The organism is Streptomyces caelestis, assembly GCF_014205255.1.
Classification (GTDB): domain Bacteria; phylum Actinomycetota; class Actinomycetes; order Streptomycetales; family Streptomycetaceae; genus Streptomyces; species Streptomyces caelestis.
Genome location: NZ_JACHNE010000001.1, coordinates 1,075,356 through 1,097,282 on the forward strand (window position 1 = coordinate 1,075,356; position 21,927 = coordinate 1,097,282).

General features: G+C 70.8%; 13 protein-coding genes. All 13 read right to left on the bottom strand.

Translation table 11 applies throughout. The features are described 5' to 3' along the window. Positions 1–55: 55 nt before the first annotated feature. Genes HDA41_RS04785 through HDA41_RS04845 form a run of 13 tightly spaced genes read right to left on the bottom strand, consistent with a single transcriptional unit; the run spans position 56 to position 21,927 of the window. Positions 56–2,224, bottom strand: coding sequence for a hypothetical protein (locus HDA41_RS04785; RefSeq protein WP_184981002.1), 2,169 nt, complete (start codon positions 2,222–2,224; stop codon positions 56–58). After that, a complete protein-coding gene (locus HDA41_RS04790) occupies positions 2,224–6,048 on the bottom strand; it encodes a putative baseplate assembly protein (RefSeq protein ID WP_184981004.1) in 3,825 nt (1,274 codons plus the stop codon). The genes HDA41_RS04785 and HDA41_RS04790 overlap by 1 nt, the downstream gene beginning before the upstream one ends. Further along, positions 6,045–9,155, bottom strand: a complete 3,111-nt coding sequence (locus tag HDA41_RS04795) for a putative baseplate assembly protein (protein WP_184981007.1) — start codon at positions 9,153–9,155, stop codon at positions 6,045–6,047. Before HDA41_RS04795 ends, HDA41_RS04790 begins: the two co-directional genes overlap by 4 nt. Then, complete coding sequence (locus HDA41_RS04800; protein ID WP_184981009.1) at positions 9,152–9,544, bottom strand: GPW/gp25 family protein; 393 nt, start codon at positions 9,542–9,544, stop codon at positions 9,152–9,154. The genes HDA41_RS04795 and HDA41_RS04800 overlap by 4 nt, the downstream gene beginning before the upstream one ends. Continuing rightward, a complete protein-coding gene (locus tag HDA41_RS04805) occupies positions 9,541–9,876 on the bottom strand; it encodes a hypothetical protein (protein WP_184981011.1) in 336 nt (111 codons plus the stop codon). The genes HDA41_RS04800 and HDA41_RS04805 overlap by 4 nt, the downstream gene beginning before the upstream one ends. A 22-nt stretch (positions 9,877–9,898) precedes the next feature. Then, positions 9,899–10,438, bottom strand: coding sequence for a phage baseplate assembly protein V (locus HDA41_RS04810; RefSeq protein WP_184981013.1), 540 nt, complete (start codon positions 10,436–10,438; stop codon positions 9,899–9,901). Between the two features lie 55 nt (positions 10,439–10,493). Further along, positions 10,494–11,633 carry a hypothetical protein gene (locus tag HDA41_RS04815; RefSeq protein WP_184981015.1) on the bottom strand — a complete coding sequence of 380 codons (1,140 nt, stop codon included), beginning with the start codon at positions 11,631–11,633 and terminating at the stop codon, positions 10,494–10,496. Continuing rightward, positions 11,626–12,000 (bottom strand): hypothetical protein, encoded by a 375-nt coding sequence (locus tag HDA41_RS04820; RefSeq protein WP_184981017.1) that lies wholly within the window; start codon positions 11,998–12,000, stop codon positions 11,626–11,628. Before HDA41_RS04820 ends, HDA41_RS04815 begins: the two co-directional genes overlap by 8 nt. Before the next feature lie 15 nt (positions 12,001–12,015). Further along, positions 12,016–12,699 carry a CIS tube protein gene (locus HDA41_RS04825; RefSeq protein ID WP_184981019.1) on the bottom strand — a complete coding sequence of 228 codons (684 nt, stop codon included), beginning with the start codon at positions 12,697–12,699 and terminating at the stop codon, positions 12,016–12,018. Between the two features lie 30 nt (positions 12,700–12,729). Then, positions 12,730–13,314 carry a hypothetical protein gene (locus HDA41_RS04830; RefSeq protein ID WP_184981021.1) on the bottom strand — a complete coding sequence of 195 codons (585 nt, stop codon included), beginning with the start codon at positions 13,312–13,314 and terminating at the stop codon, positions 12,730–12,732. Between the two features lie 8 nt (positions 13,315–13,322). Beyond that, positions 13,323–19,607, bottom strand: coding sequence for an eCIS core domain-containing protein (locus tag HDA41_RS04835; protein WP_184981023.1), 6,285 nt, complete (start codon positions 19,605–19,607; stop codon positions 13,323–13,325). Beyond that, the gene (locus HDA41_RS04840; protein ID WP_184981025.1) at positions 19,604–19,951 is read right to left on the bottom strand and encodes a hypothetical protein; all 348 of its coding nucleotides are present in this window, start codon (positions 19,949–19,951) and stop codon (positions 19,604–19,606) included. Before HDA41_RS04840 ends, HDA41_RS04835 begins: the two co-directional genes overlap by 4 nt. Then, on the bottom strand, positions 19,942–21,927 hold the full coding sequence (locus HDA41_RS04845) for an ATP-binding protein (RefSeq protein WP_184981027.1): 1,986 nt from the start codon (positions 21,925–21,927) through the stop codon (positions 19,942–19,944). Before HDA41_RS04845 ends, HDA41_RS04840 begins: the two co-directional genes overlap by 10 nt.

The following is a 21,927-nucleotide window of genomic DNA, read 5'->3' on the forward strand; positions in this document are numbered from 1 at the left end:
TGTCCCCCCTGGTTCAGGAAGTGCGGGTTCACAAGGTCGGTGGCGGGTGCGCGCCTCACGTCACGAAGAAGATCCCGGCGTCGGTGCCCGCGGGCGTGTACTCGGCGAGCCGGGCCCTGAGGCCGTCCTCGCGCTGCGGCCGGTACAGGTCGTGGAAGGCACCCATCTCGGCGCCGTCGTCCGCGCCGCGCCTGATCTCCTCGGGACAGCGGTCGGACAACAGGCCGTACCAGGGCGTCCCGTAGCGCTGGGAGGTGAACAACGGCCGGATGTCCGAGGCCTGTTCGGGTCGGCAGCGGTGGCGGCGCGGAGTGCGGGAGCCGGTGGGGACGTAGGAGTAGCGCAGGCAGCCGATGCCGCGGCGAGCCACGTGCAGCCTGCCCGTGAAGACGCTGTTCTCGGCGATCTTCACGGCGTGCGTGTGGATCTCGCCGATGACGGTGGTGCGGTGCAGGTGCAGCACGGCGTGGGCGTGGCGGCAGTCCGGGGCGGACAGGGCCTCGCGGTCGTCGGCGGTGGCGTCGAGGACGCTGTCGCGGATGTGGATGTCGAGAGGGTCCTCGCTCACCTCGTCGCCGATGACCTCGATGGTGCCGAGGATGCTGTGCTCGATCTGGAGGCAGGCGGTGGTGCGGTCCAGGACGATGCTCGGCTCCTCTGGCGAGTGCGGCTCGCACTCGGGTTCCAGGGACCATCCGGGCACGAGCGTGGTGTGCCGTACGACGACGGCGCCCATCGCGCCCGCCACGTTGATGCCGCGCCCGGCGACGAGCAGCCCGTCGAGGACGACCCGCGGCCGCTCGTGCGGGGCGCAGTCGTCGGACACCGCGCGGATGTTGAGGGCGTCGGGGCGGTTGCTGTACCAGTCGAGCAGGCGGACGACGGGGCGGGTGCCCTCGGCGGCGCGCAGTTCGAGCCGGTCGCCCGGGTCGAGGTCGAAGTCCAGCTGCTCCTGGTAGGCGCCGCTGTGCGTGATCTCGATGATGCCGGCGGAGCCGGTGCGGTCGGCCCGGCGGTCGTGCTGCCAGGCCCGGTAGGCGTCCATGATCTGCCGGTACGGCTGTCCGGGGCCAACCCGGTACACCTCGGCGTCCGGGCGCGGTTCGCGGTCGCGTTCGTACTCGCCGCCGCCCATGTCGGCGGTGAACGCGTAGTGGTAGTCCACCCACACGCCCTGCCGGGGCGCGGAGCGCGACCCGAAGGCGATCCGGCCGAGCTCGGGGTCGACGGCCACCTGGCCACGCTTCGGCCGGTAGCGCCAGTCGGACAAGTCGGCGACCACTACGTCCGAGGGCGGTACGGGGTTGTCCTCGCCGTCGAGGCGGATCACGAAGCTCTTGCCGGGGCCGTAGTAGTCGAGCAGCCGGTCGTGCAGGAGGCGGCGGGTGACGAACGCGGGCACGTTGTCGGCGGTGGCGATGTGCGCCGGCGAGGGCTCCGGGAGCGACTTGGTGACCAGCGGGGTGTCGTTGCCGAGGATCGAGAAGGTGTAGAGGTTGCGGGCCCGGTCGATGCAGTAGGCCGGGCTCCGGGTCAGCGCGTACGCCTTCAGCCGCCACACGAAGAGTGCGACGCCGGCCGGGGTCCAGCCGCCCTGCCGGTGCCGTGACTCGGCGCGGCGGACGTCGACCGTACGGGCCGAGTTCGCGAACGGACCGGCGCCGAAGGCGAGTTCGGCGCCGTCGCGCAGGTCGGACAGCCGTCCGCGCTCGCCGCGGTGCGTGCCGGTGCCGATGCCGTACAGCTTCACCGGCTGGGTGTGGGCGACCTGCCGGGACCGTTCGACGGCCCGGGCGGGCCAGTCCGCCACCCGCTCGGACAGCTCCTCCAGCAGGTGCAGGGTGCCCTTGCGGCGGCGGCCCGCGACCGTGGCGGCCACGTCCCTGCGCGGGGCGACCGCCTCGGCGAGGGCCGCCCGGCCGCCGTCGTGCAGGCCGGTGGTCAGGACGCGCTCGTAGCCGGGCAGGGTGCGGTAACCGACCAGGTCGCCGAGGTACGGCAGCACCCAGGGGGCCGCCGTCTCCACGAACAGGTCCTCGTAGCCCTGCTGGACGCCGTCGCGGACGCGGTCTAGCTGCTCGGCGATCACCGCGAGCAGTGCGCGCAGCGGCTCGCCCTCCTCCGCGTCGCGCAGCAGGTGCCAGCGAGGCAGCAGTTCGGCGAGCCCGTCCGGTTCCCTGGGCACCACCGGGGCCGGCGTCTCCAACTGGGTGTCCGGGGACATCACTTGACCTCCGTCAGAATCAGGGTGTCCGCGGCCCGGGGCGACAGCAGCGCGAGCTGGGCCGGGCGGATGCCGCGGAAGACGTACACCGACCGGCCCTTGGGCAGGCGCCGCGTGTCGGTGATGTCGGGGTTGAGGCGCAGGAGTTCGGCCAGCGGGAGGCCGTACCGGGCGCAGATCTCCGACAGCGTCTCGCCGTTCTCGGCGCGGACGGTGTGGATCTTCTCGTCGTACGTCGCGGGGTGCGCCGGGACGGTCGCCCTGGGCGGGCCGGGCCGGGTGAGCAGCTCGGTGAGGTCCTCCGGGGTGGCGGAGGCGGGCACGCCGGTGAAGACGTCGACGTCCACGTAGTCGACGCCGGGCACGGTGTGGGCGGTGGCCAGGACCTCGGAGAGGCGGGCGGGGCGGCCCAGCTCCCGGCCCTCGAACCCGAGCCGGTTCAGCAAGGCCTGCCGCAGGCGCGGCTCGACGGTCTGCCAGGCGTGGTCGGGGGCCACCTTCACCTTGGCGGCGATCAGCAGCAGGACCAGTTCCCGGCCGTCCACGCGGACCGGGAGGTTCGCGTCGCCGTACTCGGTGAGGGCGCCGCGCAGGGCGCGCAGGGTGTCCGAGTCGGGCGCGATGGGCACGTCGTCGGTGCCCGCGACCGTCACGTGCAGCACGCGCCGCCGCCCGTCGAAGAGTTCGCGTGCCGAGGCCCGGCCGATGCCGGCCCGGGAGCGGGCGAAGTCCTCGTAGTCGGACTCGGAGACCAGCCGGTCCAGGGCCGAGACGGCCAGCGGAACCGTACGGCGGGTCAGGCCCGGGCCGTCGGCGTCCGCGCCGCCGGTGGCGGGGCGCGGGTTGGTGACCGCGGTGACGCCGAGGGGCCGGGTGACCGGCTGGGTGACGCGGTCCGCCGGGACGTTCGCGGCCTTGCCGGTGCCGAAGCGGTAGCGGGCGCGGACGTTCTCGTGGCCGGAGGGCAGCCGGGCGCCGTGCACACCGTCGCCGAAGGTCACCGTGGTCCGGCCGTCGGCCGTGGAGCCGGTGATGTAGACCCGCTCGGTCGGGCCGCGTCCGGCGAGGCTGTCGACCTCGTGCCACAGCACGCCGTCGACCCGGATCTCCAGGACCGGGGTGGCGCCGAGGGGGTTGTCGTCGGCGAGCCAGGTCAGCGGGGACTGCCAGAGCGCGAAGGTCTGGTTGACGCGGTCCGAGTCGCCGCTGCCGATGGCCTCCTCGCGGCTCTCGCCGTGGGTGGCCTCGACGACGTTGCCGAGAATGCGGACCGTCTCGCGACGGTAGCGGTGGGCGAGGTCGGCTGTGAGGGTGAGCCGGGTGTGGATGTGGTCGCCGGGGAGCCGGCGGTCCGCGGCGGGGTCGGCGGCGGCGATGGTGACGACCTCGGTGGCCCGGACGCCCGCCGTGCCGGGGATGTCGCTGCGTTCGCCCTCGACGATGAGCGTGCGGCCCGGCCTGAGGCCCTCGTACAGCTCGGCGAGTTCGATCTCGTTGCCGTGCACGTCCTCGCCCAGCGGTTCGTCGGCGAGGCGCAGGGGCTCGCCCGCCGCGTGCACGGTGGTGTCGCGGATGTGCGACAGGAGCACGTCGAACTCGTCCAGCCAGGCGTCGGCGAGGGTGAGTTCGGTGCCGCGGCCGGTGATGCCGTAGTTGGTGTACGCGGCCGTGCGCACCGCCGTGACCTGGGTCGTGACGAACGCCAGCTTCGGATCGCCGGGGACGCCCTTGTCGGAGCCCTTGGCGGGCCGCTGGATCGCCACCCAGCTGCCGACGGTGATGCCCTCGTGCACGGTGTCCAGCTGGAGCGTGCGGTGGTTGACGGGCTCCGGCTTCGTGGCGATGACGATCTCGACGTTGGGTTCGGCGCTGCCCGCCGTGTACTTGAGGCTGACCTCGTGCTCGCCGTGCGTGAACTGCTCACTGGCGCCGGGGCGCAGGGCGATCTGCTCGGACGTGCCGTTGTGGACGCCGACGTGGATCAAGCCTTCGTCGTCGGGCCGCGACACGAACAGGGTGCGCTCGGGCAGGCCCGAGTGGAGGCGGACGGTGACGCCTGGTTCCTGGGAGTCGGCGGGGCGCCGGTTGAGCCAGCTCAGGTCGCGGTCCTGGCCGGAGCGCACGGACAGCTCGACCTGGCCGGGGCCGAGCGTGAAGGTGACCGGCTGGGTGACGGGCAGGTTCTCCGCGCGCTGGTCGGAGCTGCTGCCCTCGACGTACTGGAACTCGGCCCGGACCGGGGTCTTGCCCGCCGTGTCGTACACGACGCGCGTGGTCGCCAGCACCGCTCCGGTCAGCGGCCAGTCGGCGGTTCGGATGACCCGGCCGCGGTCGTCCTGGACCGGCTTGAGCGGGGCCGTGGCGCCGAAGGGGGCCGCGGTGACGCGCAGGGCGAGCAGTTCGCGCAGGAGCCGCGGGGCGCCGGGTGCGGCGGCCGTGCGCCAGGCCGGGTAGAGGCTGCCGAGGCCGGGGTTGAGGGCGGACAGCAGGCGGGCGGTGTCGGTGCCGGGGAGCTGACGGCCGGTGGCGCCCCGGGGGGCGGGGGCCGTGGCGCGCAGGGCGGGAAGTACGACACCCAGGGCTTCCAAAGCGGCTGCCCGCGAGTCGCCCCCCAGGGGCGCGGGGAACTGCGCGACCAGCCCCGACGGCGCCGCGGACGGCCGACCACCCATCGACGCACCCTCCTCATCCGTCTGGGCAGGCGCCAACTCCAGCGCCCGCTCAGCGAGTTCGGCGAGCACCGCTTCCAGCTGCTCGAACCAGGCCGCCACGTCCTCGTAGGGCGCGGCCAGCACCTGGGCCTCGCCGAGGCGGGCTACCGGCTCCGCGAGGCGGGCCGCGAGCCGCTCGGGAGTCTTGACGCCGTCCAGGTCGTTGCGGAGCGGTTCGAGGACCTGGTCCTCGCAGTCCTCGATCAGCCGACTGACCGGGCGCGGGTTGGGCACCTCCGGGGTCGGCGGCTCCTCCCCAGGCTCCCCCGGCTGCACGGGCGGAGCCGTCCAGCGCCGTACCTCGTCGACGAGTTCCTTCAGGGTGGGCGGCGCCGACTTCGGCAGGGAGATCGCCGTGACGTCGTCGTCCCGGTCGACGCGCGTGTTCGCCACCGGCAGCAGCTTGCGCTCGCCGCCGGCGCTCTCCCCGAAGACGAACAGCAACTGGTCGCCGGTCCTGAGGGAGTGCGCGGTGCCCTCGACGAAGAGCTCGGAGCGCTTCTCCAGGTCCCGCGGGGTGAGCAGCGAGGGCCGGCGGCGGCGGACCTTCAGCTCGTTGAAGTCCCAGCGGGCCGTCAGGTCCCGGCTGGTCTCGAAGGTCAGCGACTCCTCGCCGGCGGACGCGGGCACGCTGTGGCTGCGCGCACCGCGCGGGATCAGCACGTTCTGGGCCTCGGCGCGCGGGTCGCGTTCGAGGGTGTACGCCAGGTGCGTGGCGGCGGCGACGCCGGGGCGCGGGCGGTGCCCGACGAGTCGGCCGAGCAGCACCAGGGAGCGGTGCTCGTTCGCGGTGCGGACGTAGGCCTCGTCGGCGATGCGCTCGGAGTGGAAGGTGAGCAGGTCGCCGAGGACGGCGGTGGCGTCGAGCAGGCCGATCGCCGGGTCGTCCGGAGTGCGGACGGTGAGCTGGTCGAGTGCCGGGTAGGCGGGTGAGGCGAGCCGGTCGAGCAGGGCGGCCAGGAAGGAGCCGTACTCGCCGACGCGGTAGTCCAGCGCGGTGCGGCCGGGCGGGTTGTGCAACGGAGCCGGCGCGAGGCGCTCGTCGTGGCCGCCGCGGCAGGCGCCGCCGCAGCCGCACTCGTCGGTCGCGGTGACCGGGTGCGTGTCCGTCATCGGGCACCTCCCAGGGATATCGCCAGCAGGCCGTTCTCCGGCCGGTCCGAGTCGTTGTCGCAGGTGGCGATCTCCAGCGGGCCGAGCCGCAGCACGCCGTCCTCCCTTTCTCCTCGGTCCTGTCCGTACAGCCGCCGCAGCCGGGTGACCTCGACGCTCCGCACGCCGGGCACGGCCGCGGCGACGGCGACCAGGCGGCTGAGCCGGACCGGTTCGCCGAAGGTGAGCGCGTCGGGGTGGAAGAAGCCGAGCCGTCCGCCCGGCAGTCGTCCGCTGCCGAGCACGCGGTACAGCTCGGCCAGGATCTGCCCGTGCTGGTGGCCCGGCTCGGCGCAGACGGTCAGCGCGATGTCGAGCGGCACCAGGCGGGCGGGGCCCACGACGAGGTCGTGGCCGATGCGCCGGTACGTCTCCAGGGCCTGGGTGACCGAGTCGAGCAGGTCCCGCGACGGGGCGGCGGTGCCGTCGGCGTCGATCGCGATGTGTGCCTCCTGGACGCTGCCCGTCCAGCGGAGTTCGGCCGCCGCCCGCTGCACGCCCGGCAGGGCGGTGGCGAGGGCCGCGTAGTCCTCGGCGGTGACGGCGCGCAGCCGGGTGCGGCGCAGGTCGAGCGGGGCGAGCTGGCGTACCTGCTCGACCGGTTCTGGCTGGGTGCCGCCGGCCGCGGGCAAGGGGTTGCGCACGGCGACGGCCGGCGCTTCGCAACCGGCTTGCACGACAAGGTGGTTGATGGCCTCGGCGCCGACGTTTCCGGCGGTGCCGCCGCCGAGCCGGTAGCGCAGTGCCAGCCGGGTGCCGGGCGTGGGCCTGGCACCGTGCCGTCCGTCGCCGAAGCGCAGGGCCAGACGGCCGTCGTCCTCCAGTTCGCCCACGAAGTGCTGCTCGCGCGGACCGCTGTCGAGCAGGTCGCGGCGCGGCTCCCAGGTCTCGTCGTCGCCGTGGACGCGTACGGCGGGCAGCGCCCGGCGCGGGTCCTGGGCGAGGGCGGCGGTCGCCGAGCCGCGCAGCACCGTCTCCTCGGGGTGGAGGCCGGCCGCGTAGGCCGGGCCCCAGCTGTGCGCGATCTCCCAGGCGATGTGCCCGTCGAGGGCCGTGCCCGCGCGGGCCCGGGCGGCGAGGACCTCGACGCGGCGCAGCTTGGTGGCGAGCAACTGGTCGCTGCGGTACAGCAGTTCGCGCAGGGCGCGGACCGGGTGGCGGCGCAGTTCGAAGCGTTCCAGCACGTTCAGGCCGTAGACCACGGCGAGTTCGGCGATCTCCTGCTCGCCGAGCCCGTCCCGGTCGCGGGCGCTGCGCCACAGCTCGACGAGCCGCTGCCGGATGCGGCCCGGGATGGCCGCGATCCGCTCGGCCTGCCCGGCGGCGACGGTGCCGGGGTCGGGGAAGGGCACCGCCTGGGTGACGGGCGTACGGCCGAGGGCCGGGCGGAAGCGGGGCGCGATGCCCGGGTAGACGGACTGGGCGAGCAAGGTGCGCAGCGCGGCGGTCTGGGCGTACGCCGTGCCGGGCACGACCTGTTCGTGCCGCTGCCCGGCGCTCTCCAGGCCGAGGCCGGCGCGTGCGGTGGCGCGCTCGCCGACGACCTCGAAGAGTTCGCGGACGTCGTCGGGGACGAGCGCCCGGCCCGACCGGGTCTTGTCCGTCAGGGCGTTGATGAGCCGCGCGGGCGCGTTGCCCTCCTCGGTGTCCCGGCAGCCGAAGGCGGGCCGGTCGCAGGGTGCGGTCACGGCGGGCACGGGCGGCACGGTGACCGTCTCGGGCAGCCCGGTCAGGGTCCGGCCGTGGTCGACGAGGACGACGTTGCCGCGGGCGAGCGTGACGTCCTCGACGGGCAGGCAGTCGCGTCCGCCGCGCGTGGTGAGGCAGAGCGGGAAACGCAGCGCGTCCTCGGCGGCCCAGGTGACCTCCAGGACCGGCTGGTCCTCGATCCGGTCCAGGCCGGGGGTGACGGAGGTGAGGCGGACGGCCTGGCGGTGGCTGGGGTCGGCGTCGCCGGGGGTGCCGGTGCGCGGGCCCTTCACCTCCTCCAGGACGATGACGTCGCCGGGCCTGAGGTCGAGACGGCGCTCGCGGCAGGTCTCCGGGTCCACCCAGGCGTCCCGCAGGGTGGCGAGGGTGGCGCCCTTCGGCAGGGTGCACACCTCGCCGCCCCAGGTCCACAGCCGGATCGCGTTGTGCGCGACCCGCAGCTGAAGCGGGTCGGTGGCGACGACCGGTTCGAAGACCTCCACCGAGCCGCGCTCGTCGAGGTCGCCGAGTTCGCTCTCGTCGATGACGGTGCCCGGCTCGGGGCGGTCGTGCGGGTCGAGGCTGCGCACGTCGACGGAGGCGAAGCGGAAGGTGCCCGGGGCGAGCGTGCGGTCGTCCGCGGTGCGGACGGTGACGTAGGCGCGGGCGTTGCAGCCGTCGTGCATCGCGTAGTCGATGAGCCGGACGTGGCGGCGTACGGAGACGCGGCGGCGGGCGGTGTCGAGGTAGGCCTCGGTGGCGACCGCGTCCTGCTGGTAGCTGATCTGGTCGCCGGTGTAGGCGAGGAGTTCGACGAGGGTCATGCCCAGGTCGGCGGGGTTGCGCTCCACCCAGTCGGGGGTGGTGAGCGCGAGCCGGTCCAGGAGCAGCTTGCGGATGGTGTCGTAGTCGCGGGCCGTGTAGTCGATGACGGGTGCGGCGGGGAAGTCGGGCTCCGGCTCGTCCTGGTCCTTGCAGTCGAAGGGGGTCGGGCAGTCGGGCCGGAAGGAGAACGTGGCGCTGTGGTAGCGCTGGTCGAAGCCGCGGTAGGGCTCGGTGCCGGGCCGTCCGTACGGGTCGGTCTCGACGAGGGAGAGCCGGTAGCGGGAGGTGTCGCCGGCCTTGTCGAGGGTGACGTAGAGCCGGTCGTCGAGCTCGGGGTCCTCCTCGCGTTCGACGCTGACGTCGACGGCGGTGATGCCGGTGATGCGGCGGCCGCCGTCGATGCGGACGTTCTCGGGGCCGAGGCCGTGCGGGGCCTTGCCGAGGAAGGTGACGGTGAGCAGCAGGCCGTCGTCGCCGGCCTCGACGGTGTCGACGCCGTTGAGCTGGGCGGCGCGGACCTTGGCCCGGCGGGAGGTGCTGGTCGTACCGGTCATGCCGTGGCCCTCCCTTCGAAGACGTCGTCGCGCGAGGCGCCGTCGGCGCGTAGGACGTAGGACAGGTACACACGGACGACGTGGTCCTCGCTGACCACGTCGAGGGCCTCGATGTCGATGAGATCGCCGAGCCAGCGCTGCAGCGAGGCCTGCACGGAGAGTTCGAGGGTGCTGATGAGTTCCGGGCTGGTCGGCGCGAAGACCAGGTCGAGGAGCCCGCAGCCGAAGTCGGGACGCATCACGCGCTCGCCGGGACTGGTGAACAGCAGCTGCTCGATGAGGTCGTGGACGTGCTCGCCGTGGGTGGCGTGTGCGGTACGGCCCCGGCGGTCGGCGCGGAAGGGGAAGGCGATGTCACTCCGGGGGCGTTGGCTGGTTCGGCGGCTCATCGGACCGTGACCTTTCGCTGCGCGGCCTGGACGACGGGCGGTCCCTGCGGCACGAAGGCCGCGGTGAAGCACTCGGCCGCGGAGATGTCGAGCAGCACGGGCGCGCCGTCGACGGTGATGCCGGTGCCGTCGGCGGCCCAGCGGACCGTCACGCACGGCGTGGGCACGCGGTCGACGGTGTGCGGGCAGCCGGTGACCACGTAGCTGTGCGCGGCCGTGGCGATGGCGGCGCCACTGGCTCGTACACCGCCGGAGGGTGTGGTGGCGGCGGTGACGCGACCGCCATGCGGGCAGCCGATCACGGCGTCGGCGTCGAGCAGACTCCCGGGCATGTTCTCTGGTCCCCCGTCTTTCTTATCGCTTGGAGAGCACGGTCAACTGGCCCTCATTGATGGTCACTTCACGACCGCGCAGAATGACCTCCGCACCGGCGCCGGTCGCGATGACCACGGCCTCCTTGGTGATACGGATGTACGCGCCGCCCTGCGCCTGGAGGAGGATCCCCTGCTCGGCGCCGGGCGTGTCGTTCATGACGAGCTTGTGTGCCTGCGGTGTCTGCACGACGACCGGCTTGTTGGGCGAGCCGGCCTGCAACTCGCGGCGCGCGTCGGGCGGCAGTTCCTCGGCTGCGCCGTACCAGCACCCGGTCCACACCGGGAAGCTCGGATCCCCCTGCTCGAACTCCACCCACACGCCCGCGCCCGGCGGCGGCACCACGAACTGCCCCGACTCGGGTCCCGTGAACGGCAGGCAGGGCAGCGCCCAGGTGGACGGCTCGTCGCCGAGGACGTCCGGGACCTCGACGGTGAGGCGGCCGATGCGCAGCGGGTCGTCGTTGCTGACCACCCGGCCGCGGAACTTCCCGAGGAACCGGTCCTTCGGTCCTGTGACCATGGTGCAGTGTGCTCCTGTGTCTCTCCGCGTCTTCTGACGAGCCGTTGGGGAAGGTTCAGGGACGAACCGTGCTGCTCCGGGCGATCAGTCCCTCCCGCGACAGCGTGAAGTTCTGCCGGAACGAGCCGGGGCTGAGGTTCGAGGTCACGGACTTCACGTAGTAGTCCCCGTCGTACGTCACTCCAGCGCCTCGGACCCCCACCAACTCCCGGGGTCGCAGCAGGTACCCGTGCCTGTTCACGTCCAGGCTCCCGGACCCGGAGATGACGTCCGCCGAGATCGCGGCCCGGGCGAGCGCCTCGGCCTCGGCCTGCCCCAGTTCCTTCTTCGCGGTACCGGAGATCGTGCGGCGTCTGAGCGCCGGAGTGGCCCGCCGGCCGAGCGGCGGCCGCAGTGGATCGATATCCGGCTGAGCCAGCAGCCGTGTCTCTCGCGTCACCGGATCCTGCACCCGCACCTGCGGCTGTTCGCGCGCCGTCCCGTCGTAGGCGAACGTCAGCTGATCGACCGTGGAGTTGGTCTCCATGTTCACGTTCAGCGCGTGTTGCCGCCGGCCGAGCCGTTGCTCGGGCCCCCAGTAGGCGGTGGCCCGTCCCGGGACGGGCCCGGGGTCCAGATAGAAGGTGAAACCGTTCGCCTGGGCAAGCTCGTTGAGGTACTGCAGGTCGGTCCCGGTCTGGTAGTGAACTCGCAGATCCTGCCTGGGCGGCTGCGCGATCTGCTCTCGGATGACGTGCGGCTGGATCCCGTAATCCGCGTACCTGGTCAGAATGCGCGCAGCCCGCTGTGACGGCGCGAGGTTCGGATACCGGTCGGTCCGCTCCTCCAGATCCATCAGCAGGGTCAGGTCCTCCCCCGTCACGGTGAGCGTGGACTGCCCAGGCCGATTACTCGCCCCCACCTCCTGCCGCACGATCAGTCCGTCCAGCAGCACCCGGGAGGTGCCCTTGATCGAAACAGTCACAATCACGCGGGTCTTGGGATCGAAGAACCCCTCGGGCAGCAGCCTCTTCGAGATGGCGCCTTTCTTGCTCAGATCAAAGGCCATCTGGAATCCGCTGCGTTCCCCCGCCGTCATCGTGATCTGGCAGGACAGCAAGGCCTCCGCGATCTCAGCCGGCACCGGGCGGGCCAGCTTCGGCCCCATGTGCACGGTGATGTGGACGGGCCCCCGCCCGATCGGCTCATCAGGCATACCCGGCTCCCGGGAACACCCCAGGCACCGGCACCGCGATCCGCGCACCCGGCTCCGCCGTCAACTCCGCCGGATCCAGCACCGGATTGGCGTCAGCGATCCGCCACCACTGATCCACATCCCCGAAGTGCCGCTGCCCGAGGTGGTCCGGCCGCTCCCCGCTGCTGACGGTGTGCGTGGTGGTGTCCTCGGCGCCTGTGTCCTGGTCGATGGGCGGCAGCAACCGCCGCTTCGCGTACCGCACCTCCGTCCCGTCGGCCTGCACATGCACGCCGATCTCCGCATCGTGGTACCGGCTCGACCGCGGATACGGATGCGCCCCCGGTATCTGGTCCAGCGCGCTCTCGTACGGCTCAGTCCTGGCCATGTTGCTCAACTCCCCCTACCTGTACTGGCGTCCGGCCTGGCGGCCCAGAACGGGACCGCGACCGAGCCTGAACGCCCCCAGTCGCCCACCCGGCGTCATCCCGGCCAACCGCTCCTTCTGCGCAAGGTGCGCCAGATACAGGTCGGCACCCCGGTGCTCGGGTGGCAGATCACTCACCGACAGCACCTTCATGCCGATGTTCAACGAAGCCCGCATCGGGTTCAGATTCACGTCGAAGGCCGTCTCACTGATCGACAGCTCCGTCAGGCGCACCGGCAGCACCCGCTTGCTCCCCCAGGTGAAGAGCGTCAGCGGCATCTCGATGGGACTGATCTCGATCGTCCCCTTCTTCGCCTCCCGCGTGGCCTCCCGCAGTTGCGCCGTCGTGGGGTGCACCAACATCTCCAACGCGGCGAGCTCCGGGTGAATCCCGTCCGGTGCCGGCACCTCGAGCTGATCGGTCGAGTCGATCTCGGCGGTAAAGGTCCAGGTCTCCTCCGCGGGCCCCTTCAGCCGCAACGCCTCGTTCCGGTCCCCCTCGCCTTCTCCCTCGCCTCCGGCCGCTTGTGGCGCGAGCGAGCGCTCGAGCGTGTCCGGGTTGAACTGCAACACGATCACCCGCTCGGGGGTGCCCAGCTCAGGGTCGACGATGACGATGCCGGACCGGATCGGCTTGGGTATGTCTGCGTACCGTGTCACTACCTGCCCCGCTCTTTCGACTCATTCTCACTACTCTTGACCAGTCGTACCGGGGGGATGTCGGCGCAGGCCTTCGAGCATCACCTGCGCATTGTTCCGGACGCGGGACTCCGGGTCATTGACTCGCATTTCCGAGACCAATTGAATGAGTCCATCCCAAGGCAGGTATCCAGTGGAGACGATGACCGCCTGCCGCACGCCGGAGTCCTGTTCGTTCACAGCAATGGAACGAAACAAAGTGATCAACCTGTCGTCTTCCGGACCGGTCGCCGCGAGCGCTGCCGCGTAAATGGCGCGAAGCTTACCGTCGCGATCCTTCACCTTCCCCAAGGCATCGATCGCGTCAGACTGGGTCCAAAGCGGACAGAAGTCCCGAACCTGCTGGACTTCAGGCGCAACATCCGCACCGTGAAATACCACGTACTCAAGCCCGACCATTTCGTCTCGCACGAAGTGGACTTCGGCGTCCCGCCCCGGAACGTCCCACACTTCAACAAAGGGCGGTTCGGTGTGCCGAATCTCCGTTAGATCCCACTCCTCACGCCATGCAAGTTCGGTCAGACTACGGTGACCGTCCGACCCTCTCAGCACAAGTCGAATAATCTTACTCTGCATCGCTCACCCTACTTGAGACCATAGTAATCTTCGAGGAACTTCTTGATTTCTTTCCGCGCCTTGTCTAGGGCTTCTGCATCGGTTTCAAAGTATTCCGTCATACCCTTACCCCTCGACTTCATCCACCTTTCTGCAAGCTCCTCCTCTCGCGCTTCGAGCTCTGCACGTCGAATGTAGGGCTCACCCTCCGGCTGCCTGTTCACCCCACTGTCTATATCAGCTGCTGCCGCCGGGCCACCCTTCATAGACATTGGATAGATACCGCGGCCACCGGTTCGATCACCATTCCCCTCATGCTCTGTGAAGAGCTCATCCAGGTCGGAATCACGCTGTTCCACTAGCGACATGGCCATGGGCGCCATCGCGACATTCGTCGTGTTCCGAACCGACTCACGGACGAACATGAGCCAGTGGAGCCGAGCGAGCAGGTCTTGAGCTTCGGAGGACAGTCCAGACGGGAAGGTGAGATTCTTTGTGTACTTTCTGAGAATGCTGGCCACAGTGTACTGATCGAGGCGCAGGTCATTCAGCTTCTTCATAATGCCCGGATATTCTCCCACCTTAGCCACGTAGGCATTTGTTCCGGCCTTATTGTATTCGACCACCTCGTGTTTATCGGGACCGACACGGTGCACCTCTTTCTCCCCTGTGTGCTGCCAGTTTCCCCCTTCCCTGGGCAGGTACGGGTTGAGCTCTTCCACCGTTCCATCCGGGCGCGATTCTTCGATTTTCTTGCCACGCTCCTGGTAGTATCTCACGGCGCCCGGTATATCCTCTTTCTTTTCTATGTCCAGAGGTTCGTCGTTCGCCTTCTCGTTTCGGTGGCGACGCATCCGCAACTCCGCATCCCGGACATCACCCCGTTTCAGTATTTCTTCTGCTTCTTCACGCGCGACCTTCCGAACATCCGCCCCCGTCAACTCCCAGCCCTTACCTGCAACCATCCGAGGGTTGAGGGTCGCCATGATCTCAAGCTGAGGAGAACCAGCGTGCGTCAAGGAGGTCAAGCGATGCCAAGACCGCATGCCAACCAGTGTTGCGCGAAGCACGGGTTCGGGGATTCCCTTGCTCAGTAGCCGCCTGATTTTCGGGCGTATCTTGGCAACAATTTTCCGCAACCGCGCTTCCTTGGACTCCGTGGAGTTTTCCTTCTTGCGGCGCTCATCGCGTTCGCGGCGGCGCTCTTCATGGCGACGCTGCTGCTGCCGACGGAGTTGGTCGCGGCGGTTCTTGTAGGCGCGGCGCATCTTGCGGGCGTCGTTGTCCAGTTTGCGGCCGGTCTTGCTCTTGTTGCCCTTGCGGCCCAGGGCCTTCTTCGCGCGGCGGTTGCGCTTGAGGGCGGCCTTGGTGGTCTTCTTGGAGCGCTTGTGAGAGCGGCCGGCCGGGGACGGCTTCCGGCGGGGCTTGTCCTTGTCCTTGTCCTCTTCCTTCTTCCGGTCCTTACCGCCGTCCTTGTCGTTGTTGCGGGTGTCGTCGTCGCGGCGGTTGGTGTCGGAGTCCTTGTCCTTGCGGTTGTCGGACCCGGGGCCCTTGTCCTTGTCCTTGTCCTTCTGACTGTCGTCGTCGGCGCGGTTGGTCGTGGAGTTGTTGTTCTGGGTGGACGTGGACTGACTGTTGTTGGCGGGTGGGTTGTTCTGGGGCTGGGAGTTGAGGTTCTGGTTGGCGTTGTCGGTCTGCTGCTGTGCGGCGTTGACCTCGTCGCCCTTGTCCTTGCGCTCGTCGTTGTCCGGGTTCGACGGTGACTTGTTCTTGAAGCCCTGGGCCACGCCCTTCAGACGTTCCGTCACCTTGCCGACGTACTTGCCGATGCCGCTGACCAGCGCGTTGAAGACCAGCTCGATCAGGGCGACGATGCCGGCCGCGACGGCCTTGGCGAAGGGGCGGCCCGCGTTTCCGCTCTTGACGGCCTTGAGGTAGTCGATGAGCAGGCCGAAGGCGCGGAGGATCTCGGAGAGGGTCTCGTACGCGGCCTTCAGGGCGTCGATGATGGCCATCACCCAGCCCGCACCGGGGATGAGTTTCGCGACGACCTTCGTGATGACCAGCTCGCCGATGATCATGGGGAGTTGGGGCAGGATCGCGGCCCAGGCCTCCTCGACGATCTCCTCGACCGTCATGCCACCGCTGATCAGGAGGTCGAAGGTCTCCTTGTCGATCCCCAGGATCTCCTGGACCTTGTCGTTGAACCACTGCTTGATCGCCGACTGGGCCTCCGGGACCAGGTGGTTCCTCGCACCGTCCTCGGCGGAGGCGGCGGCGCCGCTGAGCCAGCCGCCAGGGTCGGAGATGATGTCGCCGGCGATCGTCATCCACTCGCCGAGGGCGTTGAGCAGGCCCATCGCGAGGTCCATCGCGGCCTTGAGGACGCCCTTGACGGCGTCGATGGCCATCTCCAGGCCGGCCTTCAGGGCATCCAGGATGTCGGTGAGGATCTGGCCGATCCGGTCGAGGAGATCGTCGAGCATCTCCTTGAGCTCGTTGGCGAGATCGTTGATGAAGGCGATCGCGTCGGCGATGAGGTCGATGATGAAGTCGCGGATTCGGTTGGCGATCTCCTGGATGGCTTCGAGGAGTTCACGGCCCAGTTCGACGATGGCCTGGACGAACTCTTCGAACATCTCGACGATCGAGTTGCGGACGTCCTCGATCCACCCGGTCACCGTCTCCTGGAAGTTCGTGATGAGGTCGACGACGGCCTGGCGCGCCCGCTCGAAGATGCCGACGATCGTGTTCTTGAGATCTTCGAGCCACTGTTTGATCGCGTCGAAGGCCTTCGTCACCCAGTTGCCGGAGTCCTCCTTCGCGTCATCGCGCTTGGTCTCGGCCTCCTCGGTTGCCTCGGTGCTCTTCTTCGTGATCTCTTCGTCGTCGTCCTTCTCCCGCTGCTCTACCTTGTCGTCGGTGTCCTTCTCCTCCTTGTCGATGTCCTCCCGGACCGCCTTGGACTTCTCGCCCTTCTTCGTGTCGATGTCGGCGAGTTCGGCGTCCTGTTCCGTCCGCCAGTTCTCGCGATCGGTGACGACCTCGGACTTCGCCCGCTCGCGTTCGTCGGCCTGGCTCTTGGTGTTGGCGTCGACCTCGGCGCGGACATCCTCCTCGTGCCTGCGCTGGGAGGCCTGGAAGTCCGTGTCCTTCTTCTCGCGTTCGGCGGCCAGGTCGTCCTGGCCCTTCTTGAACGCGGACTTGATCTTGGGGCCTTCCTCGTGCTCGGCCACCTCCGAGACGGCCTCCGGCGGGACGCCCTGGATCTGCGGGCCGCCACCGGACTTGGACGCGGCGCCCTTCTCCTGGCCCCCCTCGGGGACGTCCGCGGTGAGGGTCTCGGGCGGGACGTCGGGGTAGATCTGGTCCTCGCCGAGGGGCTGTTCGGAGTCGGCGCGGCCCTCCTCCTCGACCTGGCCGGCTTTCGAGTCGAGCTCGCCGCCCTGCTGCTCGGTGAGCCCGCCCGTCTCCTCCGCCATGCCGACGCCGGGAGCCGTGCCCACCTGGGCCTGCTCCATCATCTCGTCCTCGGTCGGCAGGTCGAGGACCTTCTGGACGAGCGCGTCGGTGTCGATGACGTCACCGGCTCCGACGAGGTTACTGCCCCAGTTGACTATGCCGGCACCGATGGTGGTGGCGCCCGCTAGGATCTTGTCGCCGGTGCTCAGTTCGAAGTCCGCGCCCGGAAGTTCGCCCTCCGGGGCCTGGGCGCCCTCCACCTCGGCGTCCTCCGCCTCGGGGGCGTCGGTCGCGCTGACGTCGTCGTCGGAGTACTCGCCAGGGGGTGCGGCGTCCGGGTCGCCGCTGAGGGTCTCCGGGGAACCGGCCGGGCGGTCCATGGTGGGCGGGGACTCGGCCAGGGCCTGCTGTTCGTTGCCGACGCTGGTGTTGACCGAGTTGTGCACTCCGTCCATCGCGGCCAGGGCCTGGTGCGGCTTCATTCCAGCGGCGGTGGACAGTCCGGATTCCGGGTCGGAGGCGGAGAGGTCGGGGGCGGGGCCCTCCTTCTTCGCCGGTTTGCTCCCGGTCGCGGCACCCCCGCCGCCTCCGCCTCCGCCCCCACCGCCTCCTCTGGGGGCGGGGGCCGGAGTGGCCTTCGCGGCGCGGCCGGCGACCGGGGCGTTTGATTCCTCCGTGGGTTCGGAGGTGTCCGACTGGTGTGATGTGGGCTGCGGTCCGGGGGCAGCCTCGTCGGCGGATGTGTCGGGAGTCGTGCTCGGTGCCGGAGTGTCGGCGGCAGGGGCCTCCGCGGTGTCCGGCTGGCTCGAGCCGTGGGCGAGGCCCTCCGGCTCTGTGGTGGCGGTCGCTTCGGCGGCGGGACGCGGCTGGCGGGGCCGGGGGACCGCGGCGGCTGTCTGGCGGGCGGTGCCCGCGCCGCCGAGGGCCTTGGCCTGGTCCGCGGAGGTGGCCACGGTCTCCGGTGCCGAGGGTTCGGCCGTGGGTTGCGGGGCGGGGCCCTCTTCTCCGGCGGAGGTATCGCTTCCCGGTTCCGCCGTTTCGGGGTCGGGGGTGGTCGGCTCCGGAGTGGTGTCCTCCGGGGCCGGGCTCGTGTCGCGGGCGCCGCCCTCGGTCTCGGGGGCCGGGGTGTCCTCGGGGGCCGGGCCGATCTCCTGGTCGAGGGGCTGCTCGTCCTGCAGGTCACGGGTGGCCTGCTCAGCCGCTTCGTCCGGGAACGCGGCGTCACTCACGTCCGCCTCGGCGTCCTCCTGGGCGGTTTCCGCCTCCCGCTGCTCCTCGACCTTGTCGGCCTTGGTGGGTGGCGGAGCCGGGAAGCTCGGGGCCTGCTGCTCGGTGCTGGAGCCGGGGGTCAATTCGTCGGCGGTGGGGACACCGGAGACGTCCAGGTCGGAGCTGGGGAGGAAGTCGTCGGGCTTGAGTTCGACGTCCCAGGCGCTGTTCTTTTTGGGCTCGGCGTCCTGGGCTCCTTCGGAGCCGGGGTCGGCGATGTCGGTCTCGGACATCGCGTCGGGGTTGAGGCCGAGGGGGAGTTCGTCCTCGGCGGGCTCGTCGGACTCCTCGTCCTGGGCGCTCTCCTCGTCGCGGGTCGCGGCCTCGTCCTCGGCCTGCGTTTCCTTGCCCGGGGTGACGGATTCGGACGGGCCGTCCTTCTCCTTGTCCCCCGGCTCCTGCTTCTGTTCCTCCTCGCGGGTCTTGCGCTCCTCGCGTTCGTCCTTGTCCCCAGCGGCGTCCTGCTCCTGGCTCGCCGCCTCGGACTCGGCGCTCTGCCCGGCGGACTGGCTCTCCTCAGCCCGACGCTGCCCCTGCGGGGATGCGGAGGAGGCTGAGGACGGGGGCGCGGGTGCCGTGCCCCGCGCGGTGGCCTCGGCGGACTCCCGCTGCTGCTCCTCCTCTTCCCCGGACCGTTGCCGCTCGTCCTGGGCCTGCTGCTCGGGCTTCTCCTTGGCGGGCTTCTCGCGCTCGGGCCACTTGGGGCGGGCGGCGTACGCCTCGCGGTAATACTCGATCAGCTCCAGAGCGTCCGGCAGCGGCTCGGGTACGTCGGCGGGCTCGAGGTCGTGCGGGAGCGGGTCGGCCTCCTGCTCGGCCAGCCGCTCCAGCAGGCGGTCGTACTCGCTGGAGAGCAGCCGTACTTCCAACCGGTCGAGGACGAGTTCCTGCAGGTACGGGGACATGCGGGACAGCTCGACTCGAACGCGGCCGGAGAGGTCGGCCGGGTCGCCGCGCAGGGAGCGCAGGACACCGTTGGTCAGCCGGTCCACCAGGGTGGCCGGGTCGAGCTGTTCGGCGCGGATCCGGTCGGCGTCGACCGTGGCGTAGCGGAGCCAGCCGGGGGTGGTCTGGCCCGGGTCGATGTCGGGGCCGAGGGCCGGGCTCTCGCCGCGTACGGTCTGCTGGGCGGTCTGTTCGGCCTCCCGCTCGATGGGTTCGTGGGGCAGGCTGACCGCGCCCGAGTCGCGGCCGACCCGCAGCGCACCCAGGCCGTGCGGGTTCTGCAGGGTGTGCAGTACCTCGTGGGCGACAAGGCGCCGACCCTCGGCGGTACCAGGGGCGTAGGCGCCCTCCCGGAAGAAGATGTCCTGGCCGACGGCGACCGCGTCCGCACCCAGCAGCTCGGTGAGCGCGCCCGCGTCCCGGTCGGTGTGCAGCCGTACCCGGCTGAGGTCCTGTCCGAGCTGTTCCTCGAGCTCCCGGCGCACGCCGGGGTCCAGTGGCAACCCGGCACCGCTGACGATGTCCTTCGGCTCCGGGGTACGGGACGCGGCGGCCCGCTCCTGCTCCTTGCGCTTGCGGCGCTTGGCGGCCGCCGAGGACGTACGGGCGTTCTGGCCCGCGTCGTGGGTGCTGCTCATCGGCGCCGCCCGGAGCGGTCGGCGGCGGTGTCCGGCTCCCGGCCCCGGCCCGACAGACCCGCGTGGACGGCCCGGGCCAGGGCCTGGCCGATCCTGACCGGCGAGGTCGTGGCGGGCAGGGGCGGCAGGTGGGTGAGGGCGTCGATGACGTGATCGGTGCCTTCCGCGGCCAGCGGAACGCCCTCGTCCCGTACAAGCCGGGTGAGTTCGCTCTGGAAGACCGCCGACACCAGGTCCGGGTCCGTGCCGGGGCCGAAGCCGTCCAGGGCCAGCTCGCCGATCTCCACTCGGACGGTGCTCTGCTGCTCCTGCGCGGCGGGTGTCCGCAGCTCGTTCAGACCCATCCGTGCACCTCCGAGGGCGTCAGAGAGCGTTCCAGCTTCAGGTATTCGGTGCGGGCGGCAGCGAGCATGTGCCGCATCTGCAGACGGTCACCCTCTTCGGCGGCGAGGAAGGCACCGGACAACGCGATGTTGCGGATCGAGCCGCCCGCCACGGTGAGCCGGGCCAACAGATCGGGGTCGAGATCCTTGGTGGGGGCCTGGACGGGCAGCACCCGCCGCCAGATCTCGGCGCGCTCGTCCACGCCGGGGAAGGGAAAGTCGACGACGAAGCGGATGCGGCGCATGAAGGCCGGGTCGAGGGCCTTCTTCATGTTGGTGGTGAGGATGGCCAGGCCCCGGTACGCCTCCATCCGCATCAGGAGGTAGCTGACTTCGAGGTTGGCGTAGCGGTCGTGGCTGTCCTTGACCTCACTGCGGCGGCCGAAGAGCGCGTCGGCCTCGTCGAACAGGAGCAGGGCGCCGCCGCGTTCGGCGGCGTCGAAGACCTTGCGGAGGTTCTTCTCGGTCTCGCCGATGTATTTGCTGACCACCTGGGAGAGGTCGATGATGAACAGATCGAGGCCCAGTTCCTTGGCCATCACCTCTGCGGCCAGCGTCTTTCCAGTACCGGAGCCACCTGCGAAGAGCGCGGTGACTCCGAGGCCGCGGCGCAGTGTCCCGGCGAAGCCCCACTCCTGGTAGACGGTGGCGCGCCGGCGGACATGGGCGACGATCTCGCGCAGGACGCGGGTGTGCCGTTCGGCGAGAACCAGGTCCCCCCAGCCCGCCTCGGGCTCGATCCGCCGCCCCAGCTCGTCGAGGCCGACGCGGGCCTCGGTGAGCCCGGCCTGCCACAGCAGCTGGGCGACGTCCGGGCGGTTCTCCCCGGCTCCGGCGGTGGGCAGGTCGCGGCGGACGGTGGCGGCGGCGGAGCGGACGAGGTGCGGGGGAAGCTGGAACTGAGCTGTCAGGGTGCGGAGTTGGGCAGGCAGCACGTCCGGTACGTCGGCGAAGGCGTCCTGCCAGAGGGCGAGGTGCTCGTCTTCGCTGAGAGCGGGGACGGGTACGCGCTCCCCGCGGGTGTGGGCGCTGGGAGCCGGTTCCTGGCTGGAGACGGCGAGCGGGACTCCGGCCGAGGCGATGAACGCATCGGTGGCGGCGGCCTGTTCGCGTTCGAGTCCCCCGGTCTCCAGGAGGAGCGCGGCGGGCAGGAGGATCGCCTCTCGCTGCCACAGGCGGGCGAAGCGGTCGCGTTCCGCCGGATCGGTGGGTACGTCCTCGGCCGCCATCGTGTACAGGCCGAGGCCGGTGCTGGTGGCGGCCGCGGCGGCGATGTCGGCGCGGCTGCGGACGTCGCCGCCGACGAGCTCGACGCGGAGCGGGGCGTCGGCCCGCGGCGCGGACCAGCCCGCCGCGACTCGTTCGGCGGCCCGTTGGTAGGAGGCGGGGAGCGTGTCCGGCGCCGGGGTGCGGCGCAGCATGCCGTGCAGGCGGGCGTCGAGGTAAGGGAAGCCGAGCAGGAAGTGCAGGATGCGCTCGTCGAGCCGAAGCCGGGTCGTCGTGAGCCGCGAATCATCGTCCAGCTCGATCAGCCGCCAGCGCCGCAGCGGGGCGACGGGGGTGAGGGCGCTCCAGTGTGGTTCGGTCAGGGCGGCCAGGGCCAGGGCGAAGGTGGGGTGAGCACGGCCCGGGTCCCCGGTGGCGGCGGCGCACCGGGTCGCGGTGCTGGGGTCGAGCTCGGCGGCGGCGGTGAGCAGAATGACATCGCGTTCGAAGGAGCTCAGGCCGAAGCAGGCGGTGAGGGCTTCCAGAGTGGGCGGCGCGGGGGCCGCCGTCCGCGGCCCGGCTTTACCGTCGCCATCGCTGTCGCCGTCGCTGCTGCCGGTGCGGGCGGCCAGCAGGTCGAGGCGCGCGAGGACGGCGCGCACGGCCCCGGCCAGAGCCGTGCCGTCCGCCCCGGGCCCGGTTGTCCCTGCGGTGCCCTGATGGGTGCTCAT